The sequence below is a fragment of the Streptomyces sp. SP17BM10 genome, assembly GCF_036322405.1.
Classification (GTDB): Bacteria; Actinomycetota; Actinomycetes; order Streptomycetales; family Streptomycetaceae; genus Kitasatospora.
In genome coordinates this window covers 209,297-228,342 of record NZ_JAQYXB010000623.1, presented here as the reverse complement: position 1 = coordinate 228,342, position 19,046 = coordinate 209,297, and the positions used below count along the sequence as shown (strand labels likewise).

Annotated in this window: 17 protein-coding genes; 3 read left to right on the top strand and 14 right to left on the bottom strand. The window is 74.4% G+C overall.

Annotated elements, in window-relative coordinates:
- Window positions 1-8: 8 nt before the first annotated feature.
- The 5 genes from PUR71_RS25540 to PUR71_RS25520 are packed head-to-tail and all read right to left on the bottom strand — an operon-like array spanning window position 9 to window position 4,852.
- The gene (locus tag PUR71_RS25540) at window positions 9-1,130 is read right to left on the bottom strand and encodes an alcohol dehydrogenase catalytic domain-containing protein (protein WP_329929449.1); all 1,122 of its coding nucleotides are present in this window, start codon (window positions 1,128-1,130) and stop codon (window positions 9-11) included.
- Window positions 1,127-2,116, bottom strand: coding sequence for an ROK family protein (locus tag PUR71_RS25535; RefSeq protein WP_329929448.1), 990 nt, complete (start codon window positions 2,114-2,116; stop codon window positions 1,127-1,129). The genes PUR71_RS25540 and PUR71_RS25535 overlap by 4 nt, the downstream gene beginning before the upstream one ends.
- Window positions 2,113-2,796, bottom strand: a complete 684-nt coding sequence (locus PUR71_RS25530) for an HAD-IA family hydrolase (RefSeq protein WP_329929447.1) — start codon at window positions 2,794-2,796, stop codon at window positions 2,113-2,115. Before PUR71_RS25530 ends, PUR71_RS25535 begins: the two co-directional genes overlap by 4 nt.
- A gap of 44 nt (window positions 2,797-2,840) precedes the next feature.
- Entirely contained in the window at window positions 2,841-3,608 is a 768-nt protein-coding gene (locus PUR71_RS25525) for an SDR family NAD(P)-dependent oxidoreductase (protein WP_329929446.1), read from the bottom strand.
- Entirely contained in the window at window positions 3,605-4,852 is a 1,248-nt protein-coding gene (locus tag PUR71_RS25520) for a sedoheptulose 7-phosphate cyclase (RefSeq protein WP_329929445.1), read from the bottom strand. The genes PUR71_RS25525 and PUR71_RS25520 overlap by 4 nt, the downstream gene beginning before the upstream one ends.
- Before the next feature lie 306 nt (window positions 4,853-5,158).
- Here PUR71_RS25520 and PUR71_RS25515 point away from each other — a divergent pair, with 306 nt between their 5' ends.
- Both PUR71_RS25515 and PUR71_RS25510 read left to right on the top strand, forming a co-directional pair.
- On the top strand, window positions 5,159-5,620 hold the full coding sequence (locus tag PUR71_RS25515) for a hypothetical protein (protein WP_329929444.1): 462 nt from the start codon (window positions 5,159-5,161) through the stop codon (window positions 5,618-5,620).
- 5 nt (window positions 5,621-5,625) lie between these two features.
- Window positions 5,626-6,525 (top strand): alcohol dehydrogenase catalytic domain-containing protein, encoded by a 900-nt coding sequence (locus tag PUR71_RS25510; protein WP_329929443.1) that lies wholly within the window; start codon window positions 5,626-5,628, stop codon window positions 6,523-6,525.
- Between the two features lie 46 nt (window positions 6,526-6,571).
- Here the strand turns inward: PUR71_RS25510 and PUR71_RS25505 are convergent, their stop codons facing one another.
- From PUR71_RS25505 to PUR71_RS25480, 6 genes are all read right to left on the bottom strand, one after another.
- Window positions 6,572-7,747, bottom strand: a complete 1,176-nt coding sequence (locus PUR71_RS25505; RefSeq protein WP_329929442.1) for an MAB_1171c family putative transporter — start codon at window positions 7,745-7,747, stop codon at window positions 6,572-6,574.
- Window positions 7,744-8,238, bottom strand: coding sequence for a hypothetical protein (locus PUR71_RS25500; RefSeq protein ID WP_329929441.1), 495 nt, complete (start codon window positions 8,236-8,238; stop codon window positions 7,744-7,746). The genes PUR71_RS25505 and PUR71_RS25500 overlap by 4 nt, the downstream gene beginning before the upstream one ends.
- Window positions 8,239-8,541: 303 nt before the next feature.
- Complete coding sequence (locus tag PUR71_RS25495) at window positions 8,542-9,681, bottom strand: nucleotide disphospho-sugar-binding domain-containing protein (protein ID WP_329929440.1); 1,140 nt, start codon at window positions 9,679-9,681, stop codon at window positions 8,542-8,544.
- A gap of 32 nt (window positions 9,682-9,713) precedes the next feature.
- Window positions 9,714-11,069, bottom strand: a complete 1,356-nt coding sequence (locus tag PUR71_RS25490; protein WP_329929439.1) for an ATP-grasp domain-containing protein — start codon at window positions 11,067-11,069, stop codon at window positions 9,714-9,716.
- Window positions 11,070-11,178: 109 nt separating this feature from the next.
- Complete coding sequence (locus tag PUR71_RS25485; RefSeq protein ID WP_329929438.1) at window positions 11,179-13,083, bottom strand: PEP/pyruvate-binding domain-containing protein; 1,905 nt, start codon at window positions 13,081-13,083, stop codon at window positions 11,179-11,181.
- Window positions 13,084-13,481: 398 nt separating this feature from the next.
- Window positions 13,482-14,285 (bottom strand): exodeoxyribonuclease III, encoded by an 804-nt coding sequence (locus tag PUR71_RS25480; RefSeq protein WP_329929437.1) that lies wholly within the window; start codon window positions 14,283-14,285, stop codon window positions 13,482-13,484.
- Window positions 14,286-14,575: 290 nt separating this feature from the next.
- Between PUR71_RS25480 and PUR71_RS25475 the strand changes: the two genes are divergently transcribed.
- The gene (locus PUR71_RS25475; RefSeq protein ID WP_329929436.1) at window positions 14,576-15,355 is read left to right on the top strand and encodes a GntR family transcriptional regulator; all 780 of its coding nucleotides are present in this window, start codon (window positions 14,576-14,578) and stop codon (window positions 15,353-15,355) included.
- 123 nt (window positions 15,356-15,478) lie between these two features.
- On the opposite strand, the gene PUR71_RS25470 is transcribed toward PUR71_RS25475, so the two are convergent.
- From PUR71_RS25470 to PUR71_RS25460, 3 genes are all read right to left on the bottom strand, one after another.
- Window positions 15,479-16,645, bottom strand: a complete 1,167-nt coding sequence (locus PUR71_RS25470) for an ROK family protein (RefSeq protein ID WP_329929435.1) — start codon at window positions 16,643-16,645, stop codon at window positions 15,479-15,481.
- Between the two features lie 246 nt (window positions 16,646-16,891).
- On the bottom strand, window positions 16,892-17,254 hold the full coding sequence (locus PUR71_RS25465; RefSeq protein WP_329929434.1) for a hypothetical protein: 363 nt from the start codon (window positions 17,252-17,254) through the stop codon (window positions 16,892-16,894).
- Between the two features lie 80 nt (window positions 17,255-17,334).
- Entirely contained in the window at window positions 17,335-18,888 is a 1,554-nt protein-coding gene (locus tag PUR71_RS25460) for a hypothetical protein (protein WP_329929433.1), read from the bottom strand.
- Window positions 18,889-19,046: the final 158 nt, after the last annotated feature.

The following is a 19,046-nucleotide window of genomic DNA, read 5'->3' as shown; positions in this document are numbered from 1 at the left end:
GAGGGGGGTCACCGGCTTCCCCCGGCGCCGAACGTCCGCTCCCGCGGGGGTGCCACCCGGATCGCGGCCTTGAGGACCCGGCGGCCGTCAGCGACCCGCCGCCGCGTGGTCAGGACGGTGTTGACGAGCTCGGCGGCCGCGTGGAGCCCGACCTCGTGCGTGAGGACGTCACGGCCGAGCGCCTCGCGCGGGGCGGTGAGGTGGGCGACGGCCTCGCGCAGGTGGTCGCCGGACACGCCCCGGTGGCCGTGCAGGAGCAGCGGGCCGGTGGGCCGGGCGAGGTCGGTGGCCCGTGGCGGCCACGGCGCGCCACCGCAGTGCTCGGCGCGCACCGCCGTCACGTCGACGGCCCCGGCGGTCAACTCGACCGGGCCGGCGGGCAGTCCGGCGTGCACGTCCACGACCAGCGTGCCCGGCACGTGGCGGTCCACGGCCCGCAGGGCGTCCGGGGTGGCGGTGCGCGGGGTGGCGATCACCACGGCGACCGGTCCGGGCAGGGCGGCCAGGAGGCCAGGCAGTGCGGGGTCGTCCGGGTGGACGGCGCCTTCGCCGTGGCCGGTCAACAGGACGCGCAGGCCCGGCAGTTCGCGGGGCCACAGCTCGGTGGCGAGGCGGCCGACGATGCCGTCCCCCCACACGACCAGCGAGGCCGGGCGCACCAGTCGGAGCGTGCTGCGCAGCCCGTACAGGACGGAGGCGAGCGGTTCGGCCAGCGAGGCGACCCGGGGGCGCACGGCGCTGTCCGGCACCGGGACGACCAGGCCCGCGCGTACCGCCGACGCCGGGATCCGGGTGAGCTCCGCCCACAGGCCGGGCAGGTTGTGCCCGAGCAGGAACGACGGGTCGTCCGGGTGCGTGGGGTTCACGGTGACGGGCGTGCCCGGGGCGAGCCCGGTGTCGCCCGGCTCGACGACGTACGCGACGCCCTCGTGGCCCAGCACCGGGGTGGGGTCGTCGCGCAGGCCGCGCAGGATCTGCCAGTCGGTGCCGCAGATGCCGGCCACGGCGGGGGCGAGCAGCGCGTCGCCGGGCCGTAGCGCGGGAGTGGGCACCTCGGCGACGTCGACGAGGGTGCGGCCGTGGCGGTCGGGGGCGCGGCGCACCAGCGCCTTGTACGCGGCGGCGCTCACCGGGCCGTCCTCGGCGGCCAGTTGCCGATGCACTCGGCGCCGCGCAGCGCGTCCACGTCGCCGGGCCCGCACACCACCAGGCGGTCGTCGAGCCAGGCCCGGCTGTAGCCGCGGGCGGCGTACGAGGTGGAGGCGGCCAGGCGGCGGCGCAGTTCGGCGGCGTAGCGAGCGCCGAGGCCCTCGACGACGCCGCCACCGAGGCCGAGCAGGTCGAGGTGCGGGTCGAGGCACCACAGGGTGCGGATCAGCTGGGCGATCGGCTCCACGCACAGGCCGAGCAGCCGCCGGGCGTCCGGGTCGCCGGCGTCGAGGGCGCCCGGCAGCCAGTCGGCCACCCGGGCGGCGTCCGGCAGGCCCAGCCGCTCGGCGACCCGGACGAGGCCGGGGCCCGAGGACAGCGAGGCGAGGTGGCCGGGCCCGCCGCACTCGCAGAGCAGCCCGGCCAGCTCCGGCGGGCAGGCGGCGGTCAGGTGTCCGACCTCGCCCTGAAGTCCCCACTCGTCGACGGGGATGACCGTCCGCTCCAGGTCGGCGGTGCGCAGCGCGATGCCGCTGCTGACGGTCAGGTAGGCGACGCGCCGGGTGCCGGGGCGGGTGTGGTGGACGGAGAAGTCGGCGAGGGCGGCGGTGACGTCGTTGACGAGGGTCCAGGTGACGTCCGGCCGGTGTTCCCGCAGGGCGGTCAGGAGGTCGTACGGTTCGTCCGCCGCGCCCCACAGCGGGGCCGAGCCGTGGACGACGCCGGTGAGGTGGTCGATGGCCGCGCCGAAGGAGACCGCGGCCCTGGCGCCGGGCGGGGCGGCGGAGCCGAGCAGTTCGACCATGTCGCGCCGGAGGTCCGCGACCGCCCGTTCCGGGTGGCGCAGCCGACTGGGCGCGGGCACCCGCTCGACCGGGCTCCCCGGGCCGCCCGCGCGCCAGCGCACCCAGGTGCCGCCGACGTCGGCGGCGAGCGTGGCCGTGGCCACGGCCGTCCGCCCGGTCATCGCCGCACCGGCCGTCCGCCGGCGACGGGCTCCGGCACGGTGAGCGTCACGCCGGGGCGGGACGGGTCGGCCGGGGCCACGGAGAAGCCGCGGAAGTCGGGGTGCCGCTGCGCCTCGTGGTCGTGGTCGGCGCAGGCGCCGATGACCACCGTGCGCGCGCCGGAGGCCAGTGCGGCGCGGATGCCGGCGGGGGAGTCCTCGAAGACGACGGTCTCCCGCGCCTCCCGGCCGAGCCGCTCCGCGGCCAGCAGGTAGCCCTGCGGGTCGGGCTTGCCGCGGGTGACGTCGTCGGCGCTGACCAGCAGTTCCGGCACGGGCAGCCCGGCCGCGCCGAGCCGCACCTCGGCCAGCCGCCGGCTCGCGGAGGTGACGACCGCCCAGGAGCCGGGCCCCAGCGCGGCGAGGAGCGCGGCGGCGCCCGGGACCGCCGTGATGCCGGTGGTCTCCGACTCCTCGTGCGCGACCAGCCGGCGCGTCTCGGCCGCCGCGAGCGGCGCGTCGGCGACGAAGCGGTGCACGGTCTCGCGGGTGGGGCGGCCGTGGGCGAAGGCGAGGACCTCGGCGAGGTCCAGCCCGTGCCGCCCGCAGAAGTCCGCCCAGGTGGACTCGACCAGGGCGGTCGAGTCCACCAGCGTTCCGTCCATGTCGAACAGCAGTGTGTGCGCCTGGAGCAGTGGCACGGGTTCTCCTCAACGTGGTGCTCGGGGCAGTGAGTGGGGTGCGATCAGGCGCGCTGTGAGGCCGGCGGACGGGACTGGGACGCCGGGAGGGCGTCCCGGACCGGTGTCCAGCTGCGGTCCTCGTGCACGACCAGCGCCTCGCCCGCGTACGGCACCCCGCGCGTGCGGGCGAGTTCGGCCGCGAGCGGCCCGAAGTGCGCGGGCGTCATGTAGTCGCCGTAGTCGAAGCCGGCCGGGCGCCGGGCGCGGATGCCGGGGGTGTCGACCATCCCGGCGGGCAGCGCCTGGACGAAGGTCACCTCGGCCGGATCGGTCTCCTGGGCGACGGAGCGGACCAGCGAGTCGGCGGCGGCCTTGGTCGCGGCGTAGCCGGACCGGTTCGGGCCGGCGTTGTAGACCACCTCGGACGAGATGTGCAGGAACAGTCCGGGGCCGGCCGCTCGCAGGGCGGGCAGCGTCTCCTTCAGGGTCCACGCCAGCCCGTGCACGTTGACGGCGAACTGGTCCAGCCAGTCGCCCTCGCGGACGTCCGCGAAGGGCTCGCGGCGGTCGGTGAAGTAGACGGCCGAGTAGCAGACGAGGTCGACCCGGGGCGGGATCGCGGAGCGCAGGGCGGCCCGCGCCGCGTCGCCGTCGCGCAGGTCGAGCGAGTGCCAGGCGAGCAGGTCGGCGCCGGGCCCGGCGGGGCGGGAGCGGCTGAGGACGTGGGTCTCGACGCCCTGGGCGGCCCACGCGTCGGCGATGCCGCGGCCGATGCCGGTGGACCCGCCGACCACGACGGCGGTGACGGGCCGGGCCGCGGGGGCGCTCACGCGCTCACCCGCGCGTAGCCGGCCGGGGTGTGTCCGGCTATCGCGGCCTTGCGCCGCAACAGGTCGGTGGCGGCCCGGAGTTCGGCCGGAGTGACGTCGTTGACGAAGTGGTGCCGGCCGATCCCGACGGGCAGTGGCAGCCGCTGGTGGCCGTCGCGGTGGCGGACGGTGTCGAGCAGGGCGGCCTCCAGGAGGGCGGGGTCTTCCAGGACGTCGTTCCACACGGGCAGGCCGAGCGCGCCGGCCACGCGGTGGATGCGGTCGGCGTCCGCCTCGCAGAGGTCGCCGCGCAGGGTGGCCAGCGCGGTGGTGAGGGCCATGTCGATCATGACGGCCTCGCCGTGCAGGAGTTCGGGCAGCGCGTGCATCTCGACGGTCGGGCTGAAGGTGTGCCCGTAGTCCACGCACCGCTCCAGATGGGACTCCCACAGGTTGGGCTGGAGCTCTTCGAGCATGAGGTGGATGGCCTCGGCGACGATGGCGTCCGACGCGGCGGCCAGCTCCCCGGTGGAGCCCTGGAGCCGGTCCGCGTGCACGGCGGCGCCCCAGGACTCCAGCAGCGCGAACAGCTCCTCGGAGCGGATGAGCGCCATCTTCATGATCTCGGCGAGGCCGTTGCTGATGTGCCGTGGTGCGAGGCTGCGCAGGAAGGTGCGGTCCAGGAAGGTGGCCGTCGCCGGGGCGTAGGTGCCCAGGCGGTTCTTGCCGAGGCCGTAGTTGACGCCGGTCTTGACGCCGACCCCGGCGTCGACCAGGCCGATCAGCGTGGTGGGGATGCGGATGTACGGGGTCCCGCGCCGGTAGAGGCTGGCGGCGAAGCCGACGATGTCGGTGAGCACGCCGCCGCCGATGGCGAGGACCGGCTCGCGGCGGCGGTCGATGCCGAAGTCGTTCATGGCGTCGACCACGCGCAGGACGGACTCCCACTCCTTGACGGGTTCGTCCGCCCGCAGCGCCACCATCGTCACCGCGATGCGGTGGTACGCGAAGTAGTCGCGGATCCGGCCGCCGTAGAGCTTGTCGACGTTCTCGTCGATGACGACGAGCCGGCGGTCCCCGGCGCGCAGCGGCGCGTCCGGGCAGCCGTCGAGGAGGGCCGTGTTGTCGAGCGCGAACAGGTGGTCGGAGCTGACGACGTGGTAGCGCACCTGGCGGACGGCCTCCACCGTCCACGCCGGGCCGCCGGCCCGGTTGTCGTCGACGCTGTGCCGCAGGCCCTGGCTGAAAGACGTACCGCTGCGCATGTCTCCTCCGGATTCGGAAGGGGTTCGGGCGGTCCTGCGCCCCGGGTTCCCGGGGCCCCCGCGCCCCGGGTGGCCGGGGCGACGCAGGACCTTCCCACAGGACGATTGTCTCTGTGGCGATCGCAAACGCCAGTATATTAGCACTAGCTGCCACTATATTGGCAGGTGTGTTGATGAGGTGGCGCTGGTGTTAGACTTCGAGAACCTCGGCGACTTCACAGGCGAAGCGCTCGCGTCTACCCTGCCGTCACCGAACGTCGCGCCGAGTCGTCCCGACCCGAGGCGCCGGAGCTCAGGGAGAGGGACATGGCCACGTTGGCGGAACGCCTCAACGCGTGGTTCGCGGATGCAGCCACCACGGACACCGTGGGACGCCGCCGGGAACCCTCCACGTCCGAGGTCGCCCAGGCGATCTCCGAGGACCCGTCCCACGACGTCACCATCTCCAGGAGTTACCTGGCCGCGCTGCGCAACGGCTCGCAGACCAACCCCACGATCAGCGTGCTCGCCGCGATCGTGCAGTACTTCCGCGCCCGCCCGATGACCCTCCCGGTCTCGGTGGGCGCGCTCATCAACGAGGAGACGGCCGCCGACGCGGCCGACGACCCGGCCTGGGCCTCCGTCCTCGCCGACCGGCAGGTGCGCTCGATCGCGATGCGGGCCGGCGGGATGACCCCGGAGGTCCGCGAGCAGCTTCTGTCGATCATGGACGCGCTGGACGCCCCGAGGGCTCCGGCGCCGAGTCCCGGGGAGGACACCGCACGATGAAGGCCGTGGGGATCACGCGCACCGGAGGCCCGGAGGTACTCGGCCTCCTCGACCTGCCCGAACCGGACGGGGACGGACTCGTCATCCGGGTGGCGGCCGCCGCCGTCAACCCCGTCGATCTCGCCACCCGTTCGGGCCTGATCCCCACCGCCCTCCCGGCCGTCCTCGGCTGGGACCTCGCCGGCACCGTCGCCCACGCGCCCGCCGGCTGCGGCTACGCCGCCGGCGACCGCGTCATGGCGATGACCGCCCAACTGGGCACCGGCGTCGGCAGCATGGCGGAGTACGTCCGCTTCGATCCCGAGTACGTCGTCCGCGTGCCGAGCGCCCTGGATCTCGTCGACGCGGCCGCCCTGCCGCTGGCCGGCGTCACCGCCGTCCAGGCGCTGCGCCGCACCCCCGTCCGGGCCGGCCGCCGGGTGCTGCTGGTCGGCGCCCGGGGCAGCCTCGGCGGACAGCTCGCCGCCCGGCTGCTCGACGAGCCGGACACCACCACCGACCTCCTCGTCCGCCCCGGCGACGCCGAGGCCTGCCAAGCGCTGCGCCTGGGCCGCCCGGGCGGGGGAGCGGTGCTGACCGATCCGGCGCGCGTCGAGGCGAAGGCCTACGACATCGTGGTGGACGCCGGCGGCGCCCCGGACCTCATCGAGGCGGTGTGCCCGGGCGGCACCTTCCTCACCCTCGTCCCGTTCGACGCGCCCGACCCGGCCCGGCGCCCGGACGTGGAGTTCGTGCTCCACGGCGTGGAGCTCAACCGCGCGGACCTGGCCGAGGTGGCCGAGCGCGCCGCCCTCGACGCCGGAGTGCGGCCGCGGACCACCGTCCTCCCGTTCGCCGACGCGCACGAGGCGCACCGGCGGTTGGAGGCCGGCGGATTCCGGGGCAAGTTCGTCCTGGTCCCGTAGGGCCTGCCGCGGGCCGGTGCGCCGGGCGGCGCACCGGCCCCGGCGGCTACGCGGCGCCCGCGCGCTGGGCCCGCAGCGCCCGCAGTTCGCGGGAGATCTCGATCAGGCCGACGAGGTCGCTCTCGTAGTCGTCGGAGGCCTCGCGGGGTCCGGGGATGAACAGCGCGTTCGTCTTCGGCGCCGCCTCGCCCAGCGACTGGGCCCCGTACAGGAGCAGCGCGCGGTCGATGATCCGGGCCGCCGCCCGCGGGTCCTTCGGCAGGCCGTCCCCGCCGTCCGCCAACTCGTCGGCGGCGAGCCGGAGGTAGGGGCCGAGTCGGGTCAGGCCGTCCCGGCACTCGACGTAACGCCGGTACGTGGCCGAGGCGTAGTCCGCGACGGGCCCCAACTGCCGCCCGACGAAGCTCCGCTGGTCGAGGACCAGCTCGGGGTAGAAAGCCGCCACCCGCTGCCACAGCGCCTCCAGGCCGTGGTACTGCGCGCGGTGGTCGCGCCGGTCCCGCCGCAGCTGGAACAGGCCCACGAAGAACGGCAGGCTCAGCCCCGCGCACACCACGATCGTGGCGGCGATGCCGAAGCCGAAGTCCTCGTCGTACGTCACCGGCGTCCCGGGGGCGCGCATCCCCGGCAGATTGACCCACAGCACGCGGAAGACGCAGCTCAGGTCCAGCCCGATCAGGCCGGCGGCGATGACCGCCAGGGACCACCTGCGCAGCGGGTGCCCGGCACGCGAGTGCCGCAGGGCGAGCAGCGCGCAGGCGGCGTACCCGGAGAACAGGAAGGCGTTGCCGAGGTCGTAGAACACCCGCACCCGCCAGTCCACCAGGTAGTGGCTGGTGAGGGTGTGGTTGCGCAGCGGCTGCGGCAGCAGGACGGTCATCGTGACCATGCCCGCCAGGCAGGCCGCGCACAGCAGCACCTCCCACGAACGCCCGGCCGTACGACGGTTGATCGGGCGCTCGCGCAGGAACGAGACCATGAGGCAGAGCCCGACCAGGACCAGCGCGTTGTAGCTGCACTTCGCGACACCGGCGGTCGTGCGCCGGTCCACCAGGGCGATCAGGCGCGGCTGCGCCAGCAGGTTGCCCAGCCCCATGAACAGCAGTGACAGGCTCAGGTGCAGCCGCATGGGATCGCGGAAGCGGCGGCGGACGAGCGCGGGCAGCGTCCAGAGGGTACCGGCGAGCAGCGTGACGATGGCGACGCAGTCGAACGCCCTCACGTCAGCCCGTCGGTCAGGACCAGGCTGTTGTACACCGACGGCTGCCAGGGCTCGTCGATGCCGTAGCGCTGCGCCCGGCGGCCCAGCGTGATGGCGTGCCGCATGATCGTGGAGGCGATGACCTCGGCGTCCCGCTCGTCCCGGTCGGAGTAACACCCGTGCGGCCCCGCCTCGGTGGGCCGTCCGCCGGCGAGGTCGTACGCGACGATGTGGCCGACCTCGTGCAGGATGATGTGCGCCTGGTGGGCCTTGGTGGTGTGGGACTGGTAGACGATGGCGTCCTCGTGCGGGCGCGAGATCAGCATCCCGAACGGCCCGTCGACCGGCAGCTCCCACGGCATCAGCCGGATCGGCGTGCCCCGGTCCTCGCCGAGCCGCTCGCACAGCTCCGCCGGGTCGAGCGGCACCGGCAGCTCCAGCCGTCGCATCAACCGGCGGCTGTGGGCCTGCAGCTGGGCGTCCCGGCTCCGGCCCTGGCGCGAGTCCCTCAATCGCCGATAGGAGTTCCGTACACGCCTGCTGAGCATTGCTTTCCCCCGCGTTGATCTCTTTAGGCCGTGCCCAACCTACGTCAGCAAGTGGGTCGCACCCAGGTTTCCCGGTCGAACGTAACGAAAACGTAACGCCATGTAATGTGCAGAGCAACCCGATTCGCCCTCCGCTGTGGTGTGCATCCGCACCACGCCCGTCGAGCAGGGGTTTTGGCCGCAGCCGAGAGGAAGACCGGTGCCCCGGCCACGCGTTCGTGGCCGGGGCACCGGCGTCACGGAGTACCGGCGTGCCGGGGTACCGGCTCAGCGGGCGGCGCCGGCCAGGCCGGTGAGCCGCTGCGCCACCTCCGCCGGACCGGGCATCGCCGCGATCTCGGCGCTGACCTCCCGCGCCGCCCGGCGCAGCCCCTCGTCGGTGAGCAGCCGCTCCAGCAGCGCGGGGCCGATCTCCTCGGCACCCGCCCGCAGCCCCGCGCCACGGGCGTGCACGGCGTCCGCGGTGATGAAGCGGTCGGAGCCGTCGGGCAGCACGAGCTGCGGCACGCCCGCGTCCAGCGCGCCGAGCGCGCTGGCGCTGCCGCCGTGGTGGATCGCCGCCGCGCAGGTGTCCAGCAGCGCCCGCCACGGCACCCAGCCGTACGCGTGGACGTTGTCCGGCAGCGTGCCGAGGGTGGTCAGGTCGAGTTCGCCGGTGGCCAGCACGAAGTCCGCGTCGAGGCCGGCCGCCGCCGCGATCACCCGCTCGACCCTGGTCAGGCCGTCGGTCTTGGGCGGCACGGTGCCGAGGGTCACCGCGACGCGCGGGCGGCCGGCGGGTGCGGCCAGCGGCGCGGGCACACCGCCCTCGCCGTTGTACGAGACGGGCCGCATCGAGCAGCCGTACAGGTCGCCGCCCGTCGTGCTGGGCGGCGCGAGGTCGATGGTCTCGGCCGGCTCGGGCAGCCGGTCGATCCCGTGCCGCGCGAACGTGTCCGCCATCTCGGCGAGCATGAGCGCGCGCAGCTTCGGGGTGCGGACGAAGCCCAGGTCGTGCTGGACGGCGGGCACGCCCAGGCGGGCCGCCGCGAGCAGGGCCACCGGGAACTGGTACTCATACACGACGAGGTCCGGGCGCCACCGTGCGGCGAGCTCGACCGTCTCGTCGGCCACCCGGCTGTTGACGTGGGCGGCGAGCGGGACGAACGCCTCGCGGTCGGCCGAGTTGGTCGCGATCACCCGCTCCATCAGGTCGGGCCGCCGGGTGCGGCCGGCCTCCCTGATCTCCTTGCGCCAGTCGACGCCCGGGGCGATCGGCAGGTACGGCAGCCCGGACGCGGCGACCGGCTCGCCACCGTCCATCGAGGCCACCGCGACCTCGTGGCCGAGCTCGCGCATCGCCCTGGCCAGCGGGACCAGCGGGAAGAGGTGGCCGAAGCCGGGGGCGCCGGCGAACAGTACGCGCATCGGGGGTACCTCGGTCGTCGGGACGGGCGGGATCATGCGCCGGCCCGGTTCAGGGCGGCTTCCAGGCCGTTCAGCACGGCGTTGCAGTCGCGCTGCAGGGTGGCGGCGTCGACGGCCGTCAGCAGGTAGACGCCGAGCCAGTTGCGCGACCCCGCGGCCGGGTCGAAGGCCGGGACGGGCTCGCCCTCGGGCAGGGTGAAGGCGGGCACGGCCTCGATGGTGCTGCCCGGCGACAGCAGGGCCTGCCAGTCCACGGCCCGCGGGTTCCAGACCGGCCTGCTCCGCCAGGGCGTCCCGGCCGCGTCGGCCGCAACGACGGCCACCGACGCGGCGGCCCTGACCCCGTGGGTCGGCATGGCCGCGGGGTAGTCGACGCACTCGCCGAGCAGCTGCCGCACCAGCATGCCGATCGGGTCCAGCCCGAAGACCTCGTGGACCTGGCGGGTCGTCAGCAGCCCGCCGAACCTCGCGGCGGTCTCGATGACCACCAGCCCGCCGTCCGCCATCAGCTTCAGCTCGGTGTGCGTGCCGCAGTTCTCCAGCCCGAGCGCGTCGACGGCCTGCCGCGAGACCTCCTCGATCCGGCGTTGCAGCGGCACCGGGAGCACGGTGGGGGAGGTGCTGGCCACCTCGACGAAGGACGGCACGGTCGGCAGCTTGGCGGTGATCGCGAGCGGGTGGTAGACGCCGTCCGCGACGATCCCCTCGACGCTCACGTAGTCGCCGTAGCCGGGCTCCTCGTACCAGCCCCCGGTGGAGCCCTGCGCGATCTCCTCGACCAGCCGGTCCCGGTCGGTGTCCGCGGCGTAGAGCTCGTTCATGCCGACCCGGCTCCCGGCCCGAAGCCCGCGCTCGATCTCCTCCCATGCCGGTGCGGCGTCCTCGGGCGCCTCCAGCACGATCTGGGCGACCGACCCGGCGCCCCAGGCCGGCTTGAGCAGCAGCGGAGGCGTGAAGGCGGCCAGCGCGGCCTCCAGGTCCGCGAGGCTGTCGACCCGGCGGAACGCGGGTATCGGCACGCCGGCCGCGGCCCACGCCTCCCGCATCAGCCGCTTGTCCCGGGCGCGGAGGATCCCCTCGCCGGCGCCGGCCAGCCCGAGCCGGCCCGCCGCGTGCGCGACGGCCAGCACCGCGAACTCCGAGAGGGTCAGCACCGCGTCGGCACCGACGGCCTTCGCGTGCTCCACGATCAGGTCGACGAGCTCGTCGCCGCGCGGCGCGTCCGGCACGAGCTCGATGCTCGTACAGCTGGGGCGCCACACCTCCTCGGCGGTCGTGGGCAGCGGGGCCAGCGCGAGGACGTGCAGCTCACCGCAGGCGGCGATGCGCGGGAAGGCGTACTCGAGCGGGGCTCCGCCCTTGACGTAGACGTACAGGATCTTGTTCAACTTCTCTTCTCCAGAGGAAAGTTCATGCGACATGTGGCGTGTCTGCGGCCTGCGGGCATGCGGGAGCCGCCTCGCGCGGGCCTGCGCGGGGTGTCGGACGGGGGAGGCGTCAGCCGGCGGCGTGGAAGGGGCGCACCTGCAACAGGCTGATCCGGTCGCCCTCGACCGCCCACTCGACGTCGACCGGGGCGCCGTACGCCTCGTCGGGCGAGAAGTGCGACTGCAGCAGTCGGCTGATCAGGGCCAGCCGGCCCAGGACGTCCTTGGTCGCGGCGTCCAGGTCGGCGGTGGCCGAGCCCAGCGAGACCGTGCGGCTGCCGCCCTCCATCGTGTTGCACAGGTACTGGATCGGGGCGCACCGGCCGGAGACGACGTCGGTCACCGAACGCGGCGAGATGTTGAGGAGGACGTTGCGGAAGTCCCGCGGGCTCAGCGGGTTGCAGCTGACCAGCACGCCGCCGACGGTGGCGCCCACCTGCTCCTGGACGATCACGCCCATGCGGCAGCGCTCCGGCGGGATGCCGGCCTGGCTGCGCAGCAGCACCGCGCGCGGCGACAGCAGCGACGCCCACACCTCGCGGACCGCGTCGAGGACGGCGCCGCCCGTGCCGTCGACGTTCGCCACCGACTCGTACAGTCCGGCGGCCGAGAAGCCGTGCAGGTCCTCGGCGTTGGAGGAGCTGCGGACGACCACGACGGGCGCGCCGTACAGGTGCCGGTCCACCGCCCGGTCGATCTCGGCGCGGACCGGCCCGGGCACCGGGACGGTGCGGATCAGCCGCTGCGCCTCCAGGCAGAGCTCCTCGACCCCGCCGGCCGAAGTCCCGTCCGACAGCGCCGAATCGAGCGCCGCGAGGGCGCCCCGGAGCTCCGCCGAGGAGTCGAGGAAGCGCTGGTGGAGGGAGAAGGGCAGCACGATCCCGCGCGGCACCTGGGCGTACTCCTTCACCAACTGATGCGCCGCTGCGTCGAGTTCGAACTCGTCCGCGTCCTCGGGGAGGTCGAGCTGCCGGGCCAGGTAGCGCAGCAGGTTGTCCCGCGGCGGCCGGGGCACGCGGTAGAAGCCGAGCCAGCGCGGCGAGCCGTGCTGCAGCAGGTGGGTGAGCTCACCGAGGCCCGCGGCCTTGGTGCCGAACCGGACGTGGTCGTCGGCGCGCAGGTCGGACAGCGGCGCGATCGGCGTGGGCGCGAGGTCGGGCACGTCCACGACGACGCGGTCCTGCGCTTCGGCGGGCCGCGCTTCCCCGGCGCCGCCCGGCCGCGCGGCCTCCAGCAGGAAGTCCTCGCCGTCCGCGTCGACCCGGTAGTGCACCCACCGCCCGGCCAGTGCGGCGCGCTCGATCCGCTCGACGGCGCCGACGCCGACGGCGTTGGGGATCCGCCAGCCGGCGGCCATCACGTTGATGTGGGAGAGCGGCGTGGTGTGCTCGGTGTGGATGATGCCGGACACCCGGGGTATGTCCTCGGGCACCCGCGGCATCACCACGATGTCGTGCCACGCCAGCGGCTCGGGATCGTTCCGGTACTCCTCCTCCGACCGGAACACCCGCAGCCGCCCGTGCGCGGCCCCGGCGGTGAGCGGCACGAACGCGGCCGTGGAGTAGAGCTCGTGGGACAGCACGCGCGGCATCTCGCTCTCCGGGATGCGGGCGACGTAGCCCTCCTGCCGGTGGTTGGCCGGCTTGAGGACCAGCGGCAGCGCCGGGTCGACGTGCGCCCGCACCCGCTGGAAGAAGAACCGCAGCATCTCCTGGGACATGGTGTCGACGTCGACGGTTTCCAGGGACAGGAAATCGCCGGGGAGCGCGTGGTGGGTGTGGTTCGTGTGGTGTGCGAGGGTGCCGAGATAGAAGCGGCGATCGGGATTCCGGTAAACGTCGTCGTTGAACGCGTCGAGTCCGCGGGCCAGTTCGTCGACCGGCATTCCGAGGATCTCGCCCGCGATGTACCGGACGTGCAGGGTGGCGTCGGCGCTGTCGATGAAGTGGAGCACCGACTCCTGACGGTCGAGCACCACCTTCACGTAGGGGTAGCCCCCGACCTGCCCGGCGAGCCGGGAGAACTCCCGGAGCGTGAGCTGTCCATCTGGAAGGCAGGGCCGCGTGGTCGCTTCGTTGCGATCCGAACGGGGAATGCGCACAGTTCAGCCATTCGTCATCGTGTACACGATCATGTGTAGTTGGTGCAGAAGGGTGGTACGGCTACGTACACAGTGCCATCGAATATGAAGGTTTGACGAATGATCAAGTGACATCAGGCCAACGCGGATCGTTTCGGCCAGATTTCGGCCGCCGAAAAATGATGTGACCCTCGCCGCTGTGGCAAGGGTCACATCGGTGATGCGCGATCAAACGCATCCGAAATTATTGATTTCCACACGATTCGCTGATGCGTGGCGCCGTCGCGGGCGGGTCAGCCCTCCACGTCGTACGCCACGGTGACCGGCGCGTGGTCCGACCACCGCTCGGCGTGGGTGTCGGCCCGCTCCACCCGGGCGTCGGTGGCCCGGGCGGCCAGAGCGGGCGTGGCGACCTGGAGGTCGATGCGCCAGCCGGAGTCGTTGTCGAAGGCGCGGCCGCGGTAGGACCACCAGGAGTAGGGGCCGGTGCGGTCGGGGTGCAGGGCGCGGACGACGTCGACGTAGCCGGCCTCGTCGTAGACGCGGGAGAGCCAGGCGCGCTCCTCGGGGAGGAAGCCCGCGGACTTCTGGTTGGCCTTCCAGTTCTTGAGGTCCTCGGCGCGGTGCGCGATGTTCCAGTCGCCGCAGACGACGACCTCGCGGCCGTCGGCGGCGGCGCGGGCGCGCAGGGCGGTGAGGTGGACGAGGAACTCCGCCATGAAGCGTTCCTTTTCGTCCTGGCGCTCGGTGCCGACCTCGCCGGAAGGGAGGTAGAGGCTGGCGACGGTGAGACCCGGGAGGTCGATTTCCAGGTACCTGCCCGAATCGTCGAATTCCTCCGACCCGAATCCGATCGCCGTCCGCTGCGGCTCCGTGCGGGACAGGACGGCGACGCCGGCCCGGCCCTTGGCGACCGACGGGGCCCAGACCGCGTGCCAGCCGTCCAGGTCGCGCAGTTCGACGGGCAGCTGGCCGGGCTCGGAGCGCACCTCCTGCAGGCAGATGACGTCCGCCTCGGTGGCGGCCAGCCACTCGATGAAGCCCTTCTTGGCGGCGGCCCGGATTCCGTTCACGTTCACACTCGTCACCACGATCACCCGGGCAGCCTACCGAGCGGACGCGCACGGCCCGCGCCGTGACGCGCTCCGGCACGCAATGACGTGAACGCGGCATGAAGTCCCGCGACGGTCGCACCAAGCCGTGCCATTGGTCTTGACCATCTCCGCGAGATGCCCCTAGGGTCGCTTACTGCAAGGACCTTTAATAAAGAAGGACGGATAAAGGCCCGCTCTCCCACCTGCCGCAACAGCGGACAGCGGGCCCGCGATCCGCCCCTCTTCTCAGCCCGCCACCGTGGCCGGGCGGACTCGACAGGGTGGAGGACACGGTGGGGACGACAGGGCAGCTCACGTCGGTACCGGAACCGAAGTACTGGCACCTGCGCACGGTGCTGCTCCGCGCCATCGACTCGGAGTTCTCCACCGGCCAGGTACTGCCCAACGAGCGCGAGCTCGCCGCCCGCTTCGGCGTCGCCCGCGCGACGCTGCGCCAGGCGCTCGACCAGCTGGAGCTGGAGGGCCGCCTGGTCCGCCGTCGCGGCATCGGCACCCTGATCGCCGCCCCGCGCGTCGGCGTGCCGGTCAACCGGCAGGAGGAGGGCTGGCCCGGTGTCGGGCGCAGCCAGGCCTGGCGCACGGTGGACTGCACCACCGCCCCGGCCTCCCCGCGGCTCGCGAAGCACCTGGGCATCGCCGAGGGCGCCACCGTGCACACCGTGCGCCGGGTCCGGCTGGTCGAGGGCCGGGCGGTGGCCACCGAGTCGCTCCACGTGCCCGCCTCCGCGCTGCCGCACCTGCCCGGCTTCCGCGCCGAGAGCGACCGCGCCCGTTCGGTGCTGCGCCAGCTGGAGCGACTGGAGGTCGACGGCGAGTCCCGCGCGGTCGAGCTGGGCGTCGCCGAGGCCGACGAGGCCGTCCTGCTGGAGCGCCCGCCCGGTTCACCGGTGCTGGTGATGACCACCCAGTACGCCTCGGCGGGCCGCCTGGTGGCGCTGGCCGTCGCGACCTACCGGGCCGACACCTGCAAGCTCACCTTCGGCGAGGCCGGCCTCGTCGAGGTCACCCCGGTCGCCGCCGCCCCCTCCTCCGGGGTGCGCACCGCCTCCTGAGCCGCCGCGGCCCCTGAAGTGCGGCGGCTCCCGGAACCACATCGCACTCACCCTCAGACCGAGGCCCGGACGCCCCACAGGCGTCCGGGCCTCGGTCGTCGGTCGTCGGGCCGGCCGGAGGCGTCAGACCCGGGGCGGGTCGACGGCGAAGAGCTGCTCCTCGACGTGGTCCAGGGCGACGCGCAGGGCGCCCATCGCGACGACCTCCGAGCCGAGCGCGGCCAGGGCCACCTCGGGCGCGCGGAGGGTGAACTCGGCCAGCCGCTCGCGCAGCGGCTCCAGGACGCCGTCGAGCCCGGCGGCCCACCCGCCGACCACCACGAGCCGCGGGTCGATCGCGAGGACGAGGGCGGCGACGGACTGCACGAGGCGGGTCAGGAAGCGGTCCATGGCGACCTTGGCCACCTCGTCGCCCTCGCGCGCGAGCCGCAGGACGCGGGCGACGGCCGCCTCGTCGAGCGGGTTGAGGGGCTTGCCGGTGGTGGACAGGAGCCGCTCGGGGGTGACCTCCTGGCCCAGCAGGTGCAGCGCGCCGATCTCGCCGGCCGCGCCGCCGTACCCGCGGTGCAGGCGGCCGTTGATGAGCGAGCCGGCGCCGGGGCTGAGACCGGCCATGACGAAGACGACGTCGTCGGCGCCGACCGCCGCGCCCTGCCAGTGCTCGGCGATCGCGGCGAGGTTGGCGTCGTTCTCGATCAGCACGGGGCAGCGGAAGGAGCGGCGCAGCCGCACGCCGAGGTCGAGGCCGGTCCAGCCGGGCATCGCGGTGCCGAGCCGGATGGTCCCCTCGCGGTCGACGATGCCGGGCGTGCCGATGCCGACGGCCCACAGGTTGTCGCGCGAGATGCCGGCCTTGCGCAGTACCTCGGCGACGGCGGTGCGGACGGCGGCGAGCCGGTCCTCGGCCTCCAGCGTCTCGTCGACGGGCTTGAAGTGACTGCCCACCACCTCGCCGGTGAGGTCGGCGAGGATGACGCGGACGTCGTGCACGCCGATCTCGACGCCGAGGATGTGCCCGGCCTCGGCACGGAAGCGGAACCAGCGGGCGGGGCGGCCGCGGCGGCCGGGGCCCGGCTGGCCGTCCTCCTTGGGCTGGTCGACCTCGGCGACGAGCCCGGTGTCGACGAGTCCCTCGATGACGCCCTCGACGGTGGGCCGGGAGAGCCCGGTCTCGCCGACGAGCTGAGTGAGGGTCACGGCATGGCCGGCCCGCAACGCCCGGAGCGTGACCGCCGCGTTGATCCGCCGCAGCAGTGAGGAGTCCCCGCCGGTGAGCCGATCCGCCAACACGATGCCCTTCGCCGTTCGCGCGACTGCCCTGGCGCGCGGTGTCGAGTCCGCGGGGACCGCCATCGCCCCGCGAGGTTGTGCCGCCCGGGTCCGAGGCCGCCGACGGCGGGAAAGCCGCCTGCAGCACGGCCGGGAGGCAAGCCGGATGCTACCCGCGCCCGGTGCCGGCGGGCGAGGATCCCCGCAGCTCATCCCCGCTTCGGTATCGAAATGGTACGCATCGGGTGGCGGTGCGTGATCCGGGCTTCACCGCTCGGCCACGAAACGCTCACCGTGGGGCCGCCGGGGCCGCCGGTGCCCGTGGGCCCACCCGGCTCGGTCGTGGGCGCGGCCGAGGGAGCCGACGCTTCGCCGGGCGCCGATGGACAGCGCGGACAGCGCGGAGCCGATCGAGCCGACGGAGGCGAACGAGCCGATGGAGCCCACGGACCCGAACGAGCCGATCGAACCGACGGACCCGAACGAGCCGATCGAACCGACGGACAGGAAGGAGCCCACCGAGCCGATCGACAGGATCGACCCGACCGAGCCGATCGAGAGCAGTGAACCGAGCGACGCGAGCGAGGCGATCGACGCGAGCGGGTCCGCATGCCGGGAGGACTGGGCCATGGCCTTGATCGTAGCGGTGACGACGGCGGCGGCTCGGGGCGCGCGGGGCCCAGGGTGAGTGGGCCCCCGGGCGCGCGGGCTCAGGGCACGCGGGCGACGAACAGCTGCTGGCCGAGAAGGCCCATCGGGTGCCCGTCCTCGGGCAGCGCGAGGACGGTGGCGCAGCCCGCCGCCGTCAGCGCCGCGCGCCACTCCTCGGCGGGTGCGGGTGCGGTTGCCGGCGCTGCGGCGGCGAGGGCGTCGGGTTCGGCGGTGACGAGGACGTCGAGCTGCTCGTCGATCGCCGCGACGAGCAGCAACCGGCCGCCGGGCGCCAGCAGGCGGACGAGCTCGGCGACGGTGGCGTCCGGGTCGCCGGCGCCGGTGGCGACGACGACGTCGAAGCGGCTGCCGTCGGGCAGCGGGTGGTGGTCGACGACCTGGCGGGGGCGGGCGGACAGGGCGCGGGCGATCGCGGTGTCGGTGCCGTCGCCGTCGCCGAGCTCCAGGACCCGCAGCGGCGCGGGCCCTTGGTGCGCCTCGGCCATGCCGCGGACGAGCGAGCCGAGCGCCGCGCCGAAGTAGCCGCGGGCGGCGGACCAGCGCAGCGGGGGGACGGCCGGGCGGGGCGGCTCCTGGCCGGTGACCTGCCGGGGCAGGCGCAGGGTGGCGCGCCGGACCCGGTCGAGGGCCGCGGCCTGGCCGAGCCCGTCGGCCCAGGCGTCGGCGGCCGGGCGCCAGCTCTCGCGGACCTCGGCGGCGGCGAGCGGCGGCGCGCCGAAGTAGCGGCCGTCGTGGCGGGCTATCAGGCCGTGCCGGGCGAGGGCGTCGAGCCAGCGCAGGACCTGGGGGCGGTAGACGGGGGTGGCGACGACGGAGTCGAGGACCTCGGCCTCGGTGTGCCCGGTGGCGGGGTCGGTGAGGACGCCGTACTGCTGGAGGGTCAGCAGGAGCGAGCTGAGAACGGCGTGGTCGAGGTGCGCGCCGAAGTCGCGGACCTGCTCGGCGGTGATGCCGATGGCGTGCTTCCAGGCGGCGGTCGCGGCGGTGTCGGCGGCGGCGCGCAGCCGGTGCTCGGCGGCCTCGGCGTCGCTGTGCGGCTCGCGCAGGTGGGCGACGACGGCGCCGAGCGCGTCGACGGCGGCGTAGACGTCGTCCTGGCGGGGCTCGGGGCCGACGTGCAGGACGAGGCGCAGCGCGGAGAGGTCGTGGGCGGCGAGGCCGGGCGCGCGGGTGAGGCGCCAGAGCAGGTCGGAGGGCAGCGTGAGGTGGGTGGTGCCGGTGGCGGCGAGGGCCCTGAGCTGCTCCTCGGGGCACTGGTCGGGGTCGGCGCAGTGGACGGTGCCGCCGGCCAGCAGGGTGGCGAGGGCGAGTTCGACGGCGAGGTCGGTGGCCGGGTGGAGCAGGGTGTGGCGGATGGGTGCCGGGCCGAGGACGCCCGCCCAGTGCCGCAGCCGCTGCTCGGTGGCGCGGGCGGTGTTCGCGGGCATCGCGGAGTGTGAGCCGACCGCGGCGGCGACGGCTGCGGGCAGTCCGCCGGGCGGGGAGACGCCGAGCAGCAGGCCGATGCCGCTGATCGAGCGGCCGCCGGCGACGACGGCGGGCCGGTCGCCGAGTTCGCGCAGCGCGCTGACCAGGGCGGTGGACGTGGGCAAGGTGATCACTCCGGGGGGCAGGGGAAGCCGGACTACTGAACCATGCGGGGGAGCCGGCCGAGGGCCGCTCCGGGTAAAAATTCGTAATGATTGTCATATCGGCTCGTCGCCTACGCCGCGGGGATCCCGTCGCGAACGGGTCGGAGCGGCGCGATCCG

Excerpts from the sequence above, each read along its gene's own strand:
- PUR71_RS25535 (WP_329929448.1), bottom strand. The coding sequence starts at position 2,116 with ATGACCGGGCGGACGGCCGTGGCCACGGCCACGCTCGCCGCCGACGTC.
- PUR71_RS25520 (WP_329929445.1), bottom strand. The coding sequence starts at position 4,852 with ATGCGCAGCGGTACGTCTTTCAGCCAGGGCCTGCGGCACAGCGTCGAC.
- PUR71_RS25495 (WP_329929440.1), bottom strand. The coding sequence starts at position 9,681 with ATGCGCGTACTGTTCGCCGGCGCCCCCGGCTTCGGCCACCTCTTCCCG.
- PUR71_RS25515 (WP_329929444.1), top strand. The coding sequence starts at position 5,159 with ATGGCCACGTTGGCGGAACGCCTCAACGCGTGGTTCGCGGATGCAGCC.
- PUR71_RS25465 (WP_329929434.1), bottom strand. The coding sequence starts at position 17,254 with ATGGCCCAGTCCTCCCGGCATGCGGACCCGCTCGCGTCGATCGCCTCG.